This window comes from Arthrobacter sp. zg-Y1143, assembly GCF_030125565.1.
GTDB lineage: Bacteria > Actinomycetota > Actinomycetes > Actinomycetales > Micrococcaceae > Arthrobacter_B.
This window is the reverse complement of the sequence record NZ_JASKLW010000003.1, coordinates 93,207-99,435: the sequence shown is the minus strand read 5'-3', so window position 1 is coordinate 99,435 and position 6,229 is coordinate 93,207. Positions and strand designations below refer to the sequence as shown.

General features: G+C 68.3%; 6 protein-coding genes. 4 read left to right on the top strand and 2 right to left on the bottom strand.

What is annotated here, in order from left to right; translation table 11 throughout:
* Positions 1-154: 154 nt before the first annotated feature.
* Positions 155-1,117 (bottom strand): DedA family protein, encoded by a 963-nt coding sequence (locus QNN98_RS04040; RefSeq protein WP_349643206.1) that lies wholly within the window; start codon positions 1,115-1,117, stop codon positions 155-157.
* A gap of 132 nt (positions 1,118-1,249) precedes the next feature.
* Here QNN98_RS04040 and QNN98_RS04035 point away from each other — a divergent pair, with 132 nt between their 5' ends.
* The 4 genes from QNN98_RS04035 to QNN98_RS04020 are packed head-to-tail and all read left to right on the top strand — an operon-like array spanning position 1,250 to position 3,974.
* Positions 1,250-1,774, top strand: coding sequence for a hotdog fold thioesterase (locus tag QNN98_RS04035; RefSeq protein ID WP_283996342.1), 525 nt, complete (start codon positions 1,250-1,252; stop codon positions 1,772-1,774).
* The gene (gene paaK / locus QNN98_RS04030; RefSeq protein ID WP_283996341.1) at positions 1,771-3,129 is read left to right on the top strand and encodes a phenylacetate--CoA ligase PaaK; all 1,359 of its coding nucleotides are present in this window, start codon (positions 1,771-1,773) and stop codon (positions 3,127-3,129) included. The genes QNN98_RS04035 and paaK overlap by 4 nt, the downstream gene beginning before the upstream one ends.
* A 45-nt stretch (positions 3,130-3,174) precedes the next feature.
* Complete coding sequence (locus QNN98_RS04025) at positions 3,175-3,834, top strand: TetR/AcrR family transcriptional regulator (RefSeq protein WP_283996340.1); 660 nt, start codon at positions 3,175-3,177, stop codon at positions 3,832-3,834.
* On the top strand, positions 3,834-3,974 hold the full coding sequence (locus QNN98_RS04020) for a hypothetical protein (protein WP_227925258.1): 141 nt from the start codon (positions 3,834-3,836) through the stop codon (positions 3,972-3,974). The genes QNN98_RS04025 and QNN98_RS04020 overlap by 1 nt, the downstream gene beginning before the upstream one ends.
* A gap of 18 nt (positions 3,975-3,992) precedes the next feature.
* On the opposite strand, the gene paaZ is transcribed toward QNN98_RS04020, so the two are convergent.
* Positions 3,993-6,065: a phenylacetic acid degradation bifunctional protein PaaZ gene (gene paaZ, locus QNN98_RS04015; protein ID WP_283996339.1), complete on the bottom strand. Its 2,073-nt coding sequence runs from the start codon at positions 6,063-6,065 to the stop codon at positions 3,993-3,995.
* Positions 6,066-6,229: the final 164 nt, after the last annotated feature.

Genomic DNA, 6,229 nt, shown 5'->3' with positions numbered 1-6,229 from the left:
CCCCGAACCCGCGGGGACCCACGGCAAAACCCCCGCCCCCTGGGCGGCCGTTTAGCTCAGCTGCCCCGGACGCGCAGAAGGCCCGGACCTGGGGTCCGGGCCTTCTGCGAAACTCTGCGGGCGGGACTGCTATCCCAGCCTGCGGGCAGTGCGGTTAGGAGCCGCTGCCTTCGGCATCCGCTTTCGGTGCGGAGAAGCGTCCGCCGTCGGCTGCGGCGTGCCGGGCCGGACGGGCAGCGGACTCTTCCGCCTGCCGGGCCCGGGCAGCATCCCCGGTGGCCGGACGGGCAGCGGACTCTTCCGCCTGCCGGGCCAGGGCAGCATCGCCGGCGGCCGGACGGGCAGCGGGGGTTTGTGCGGAGGCAGCGGTGGCTTGGCCTGATGCTGGGCCGGATTCCTCGGCGTCTCCGGCAGGGCCGCCGTCGTCGTGCTTGGTGCTGGCCTTACGGGACTGGCGCAGTACCTCGATAACGATCGGAATCACCGAAAGCACTACTACGCCCACGAAGATCAGGTCCAGGTTTTCCCGGACAAACGGCACGCGGTCGCCGAGCACATAACCCAGCAGGGTAACGCCCACGCCCCAGAAGAAGGCGCCGATGACGTTGAAGGTAACGAAGGTTTTGTAGTTCATCTTTGCGACGCCAGCCACCACGGGCGTGAAGGTCCGCACCACCGGAACAAAGCGTGCCAGGATCACGGCCTTGCCGCCGTGGCGCTCGAAGAACACTTCGGCCCGGTGCACGTTTTCCTGTTTAAACAGCCGGCTGTTCTCCCGTTTGAAGATAGCCGGGCCGGTCTTTTTGCCGATGTAATAACCGGTCTGGTCGCCTACGAACGCGCTGACAAAGACCAGCAGGCCCAGCAGCCACACATTGATGTGGATGGTGCCCGTGGCCACCAGCAGGCCCGCGGTGAAAAGCAGGGAGTCACCGGGCAGGAAGAACCCGATGAGCAGCCCGGTCTCGGCAAAAACAATGCCGCAGACGAGCAGGACAACCCAAGGTCCCAGGGCAGGATTGGCCAGGAATACCTGAGGGTCCAGCCACTCGGGCAAAAGGGCAGATGTGGGAGGCCTTACGGGCCCGGAAACGGCAGCGGCCGCGGTAAGAGTCACCTCCCTAGGGTACGCCATGACCTGCTGCACCCTCTGGGAACACCGGCAGGCCCGCGGGTGCCCGGGTCCTTGACAGCCATCCTCCTGCCGGGATTACCTAATGAACATTCGGTAAATAAAAAGGAGGGTCCCATGGCTGGCACCGGCGTCACCCCGGGCAAATCCCCCGCCCATCCCCTTCTGGTTTTCGATGCCGCCTCGCAGTGGCTGGGCATCGAAGTCCTGGAGCTCCGGGACGGCGCAGCGCGCATCTCCATGTTGCTGCGCCGGGAAATGCTCAACGGTTTCGGCATTGCGCACGGCGGCATGGTTTTTGCCTTCGCCGACACCGCCTTTGCGCTGGCCTGCAACCCGGAAGCCGGTGGACCGGCCCGGCAGCGGACCGAAGTTACCGTAGCTGCGGGGGCAGACATCACCTTCCTGGCGTCGGCGCACGCGGGTGACATCCTCACCGCCCACGCCGAGCACCGGGCGGGCAGCGGCCGCAGCGGTGTTTATGACATTGAGGTGCGGGCCGACCGCCCCGACGGTACATCCGACGTCGTCGCCCTTTTCCGCGGACGCTCACGCACCATCCGCGGCCCGCTCCCGGACCCGCTCTCCCGTCCCGACACCGGCCGGGAGCCGGCCCCGTTCCCGACAGGAAACAGCGCATGAAGACTTCCCCCGCCAACTCCGCCGCCGTGAATCCCGCCGCCCTGGATCCCGCTTCCCTGGATCCCGAGGAGCGGATGAGCCGGGACGAACTGGAGGACCTGCAGCTGCGGCGCCTGCAGCAGACGCTGGCCTACGCCTACGAGCGGGTTCCGCTCTACCGGACCAAGTTCGACGACGCCGGCGTGCACCCCTCGGATTTGCGCGAGCTGGGCGACCTGCGGCTTTTCCCGTACACCACTAAGGAGGACCTGCGTTCAACGTACCCCTTCGGCATGTTCGCGGTACCGCAGCACCAGGTCTCGCGCATCCACGCGTCCTCGGGAACCACGGGGCGGCCCACGGTGGTCGGCTACACCTCCGGAGACCTGGACCGCTGGGCCGCCCTGGTGGCACGTTCGCTGCGTGCGTCCGGGGTGCGGCCGGGCGACAAGGTGCACAATGCGTACGGCTACGGGCTGTTTACCGGCGGGCTGGGCGCACACTTCGGAGCGGAGAAACTGGGCTGCACCGTCATACCGATCTCCGGCGGGCAGACCGAACGCCAGATCCAGCTGATTCTGGACTTCGAGCCGGACACCATCCTCTGCACCCCCACCTATCTGCTGGCGATCGCCGACGCGATGGCTGCCGCCGGCATTGATCCCCGGTCCACGTCGCTTCGAACCGCGGTACTGGGTGCCGAACCATGGACAGAGGAAATGCGGCATGAACTCGAAACCCTGATGGACCTGGATGCCTGCGACATTTACGGCCTCTCCGAGGTGATGGGCCCCGGCGTGGCCGGCGAGTGCGTGGAGAGCAAGGACGGTGCACACATCTGGGAGGACCACTTCCGCCCCGAGATCATCGATCCCTTTGATGACACCCGGGTGCACAACGACGGCGAGCCCGGGGAACTGGTCTTCACCTCCCTGACCAAGGAAGCGCTGCCGATCATCCGCTACCGGACCCATGACCTGACCCGACTGCTGCCCGGCACGGCGCGGCCGTCCATGCGCCGGATGGGCAGGATCACCGGCCGGAGCGACGACATGGTCATCCTGCGCGGTGTGAATCTCTTCCCCACCCAGGTCGAGGAAATCGCGCTGCGCCTGCCGGCCCTCAGCCCGCACTTCCAACTGGAAATCACGCGGCCGGAGCGGATGGATGAACTCACCGTGCGGATCGAGCGGCGGGAAGAGACCTCCGCACCGGAGGCCGCCACCGCCGCCGTCGAGTTGGCAGCGCAGATCAAGGTCCATGTCGGCTCCTCCTGCACGGTGGAGGTGGTGGAACCGGGCACGCTGGCACGCTCCAGCGGCAAGCTGCGCCGGATCTACGATCTGCGCCGGCAGCCCGGCGCCGCGCCGTCGTGATGAACGGCCCGACGCCGGTGCGCCCCGGCGTGGGAAAATGGCGCCATGCCTGATGCCGCCCCCGATCCCGCTGCTGCCCCCGATGCACCTGCTGCTGCCGTTCCCGGCCGCCGCGGCCGCCCCGGCTATGACCAGCAGAGTGTGCTGAACGTGGCCGTGGACGTGTTCAACCGGCACGGGTACGAAGCCACGTCCATGGGCATCCTCGCCGAGAACCTGGGCATCACCAAGTCAGCCATTTACCATCACGTCCCCTCCAAGGGCGAGCTGCTCCGCATGGCCCTCGACCATGCCCTGGACGGGCTGGAGGCGGTGCTGGATGACCCGCGGGCCTCCGACGGTGCGGCCGACGTCCGGCTCGAATTCGTGCTGCGCGGCACCATTGAGGTGCTGACCGAGCGGCTGCCGTTTGTGACCCTGCTGCTGCGCCTGCGCGGCAACACCGAGATTGAGCGCACCGCGCTGGCCCGCCGCCGCGAGTTCGACCACCGGGTGGCGGACCTGGTGGACGCGGCGCGGCGTGAAGGCTCGGTGCGCAGCGACATTGATCCGCGGACCACCACCCGGCTGCTTTTCGGCACCATCAACTCGATTGTCGAGTGGTATCGGCCGGGCGGTCCGCTGCCCGCGCAGAAGCTCGCGGACAACATCATCACCATGGTTTTCGACGGGCTGCATACCCGCCTGGGTCCAGGCTCGGCCTGATGGGGAAGCGCCGGCTGCTGTGGGCGGCCCTGGCAGTTGCAGGGCTCGTCCTGGCCGCTTACGGCGTGGTGGTGGTCAGCGACGTCCTGAGCCCGGACACCGTCTGCGACTGGGCAGTACGCCGCAGCAGCTGCCCGTAACCCAGCGTCCCCCGGCAGCTATTTGGCCACCAGGGTCAGCACGTCGTAGGTGGCTACCAGCTCATCGTCCTGGTTGGTGAGCACCGCGTCCCACGCCACTTCGCCGTAGTCGTCGGTCTCCCGCGGCGTGATTTTCTTGGCGGTCAGCGTGACCCGGATGGCGTCGCCCGCAGCCACCGGAGTGATGAAGCGCAGGTTCTCCAGCCCGTAGTTCGCCAGTACCGGACCGGGTGCCGGGTCCACGAACAGGCCCGCACCCCAGGACAGCAGCAGGTAGCCGTGCGCCACAATGCCCGGGAAAAACGGATTGGCCTCGGCCGCGGCCTGGTCGGTGTGGGCGTAGAACGTGTCGCCGGTGGTCTCGGCGAAGGCACTGATGTCCGCCAGGGTCACCGTGCGCAGCCCGGAGCGCACGGCGTCGCCCACCCGCAGCTCGCTCAGCGGCTTGCGGAAGGGATGGCCGGCGTCGAACCGCTGGTCCGCACCCGTGTGCCAGATGCTGGTGAGGGCGGTGAGCATGTTCGGCGAGCCCTGCACGGCGGTGCGCTGCATGTAATGCAGCACCGCGCGGATGCCGCCCAGCTCCTCTCCCCCGCCCGCCCGCCCGGGACCGCCGTGGACCAGGTGCGGCACCGGGGAGCCGTGGCCGGTGGAACTCGCCGCATCCTCCCGGTTCAGGATCAGCACCCGCCCATGGTGCCCGGCAATGCCGGCGAGCACTTCGGCGGCCACCTGCGGATCATTGGTGCAGACGGTGGCCACGAGCGACCCGCCCCCGCGGGCAGCCAGCCGAACGGCGTCGGCCACACTGTCATAGCCGACCACCGACGCAACGGGTCCGAAGGCCTCCACACTGTGCAGTGCGTCCGCGTCCTTGTTGTCCCAGGTCAGCAGCACCGGTTCCATAAAGGCGCCCGACGGCGCCGGGCCGGTACTGCCGTCGGCAAGTACGACGTCGGGTGCCTCCAGCGAGCCGAGCGCCAGCGTCCCGCCGGCGGCAAGCAGTTCACGGACGGCACCGCGGACACCGTCGAGCTGCTCGGTGGACGCCAGCGCCCCCATGGTCACCTGCGCGGCCCGTGGATCACCCAGCACCACCCGCTCCCGGATGCGGTCCGCGGCGGCGGCTACGACGTCGTCCACCAGTTCCCGCGGCACCAGGGCCCGGCGGATGCTGGTGCATTTCTGGCCGGCCTTGACCGTCACCTCGGTGACCAGCGATTCGATGTAGGCCTCGAACTCGGGTGTGCCGGGCACGGCGTCGGCTCCCAGGATGGCGGCATTGAGTGAATCCGTTTCGGCCGTGAAACGAACGCCTCCCACCGTCACATTGGGATGCGCACGCAGCTTTTCGGCGGTGGACGCCGAGCCGGTGAAGGAGACCAGGTCCCGGTAGTCCAGGTGGTCCAGCAGGTCCCGCGCCGGGCCGGAGATCAGCTGCAGCGACCCGGGAGGCAGGATCCCGGACTCCACGATCAGCCGCACGGCTGCGGCGGCCAGGTAGCCGGTGGGGGTGGCGGGTTTGACGATGCTCGGCAGCCCCGCGAGGAAGGCCGGCGCCAGTTTTTCCAGCAGGCCCCATACCGGGAAGTTGAAGGCGTTGATCTGCACGGCCGTGCCGGGCAGGCGGGTGTAGATGTGTTCGCCAAGGAAAGACCCGTCCCGGGACAGCCGTTCCGCTGCGCCGTCGGTGATGACCGTGGCGTTGGGCAGCTCGCGGCGCCCCTTGGACCCGTAGGCGAAGAGCACTCCGATGCCGCCGTCAATGTCCACCAGGGAGTCCTTGCGGGTGGCCCCGGAGCGGGCGGACACCTCGTACAGTTCCTCCCGGCGGGCGTTGAGGAAACCGGCCAGTTCCTTGAGCAGCAGGGCCCGCTGGTGGAAGGTGTACTTCCCCAGTTCGGCTTGGCCTGTGCTGCGGGCATGTTCGACGGCGGCAGCCGTGTCCAGTCCGTCCGTACTGACCCGGGCCAGCAGTTCGCCGGTGCTGGCATCCCGCACCTCGGTGCCCGCTCCGCCGTCGCCGGGAGACCACCAGGCGTCCCGGACGTAGCTGGGTACGTAGTCAACGTCGAGGGCTGTTGCCGTCATGGGAAAACCTTTCGCACGGGACGCGTCCTGCCGGGCACCGTTGCCCGGACCGCCGGGCACCGTAATGGCCGGCGATTACTGACCATACGGTCGGTATCTCGCCAGCGTAGCGCAGAGCGCGTTGCGCCACACCCCTCCGGGCAGCATTCCGGCCGCTCATGCTG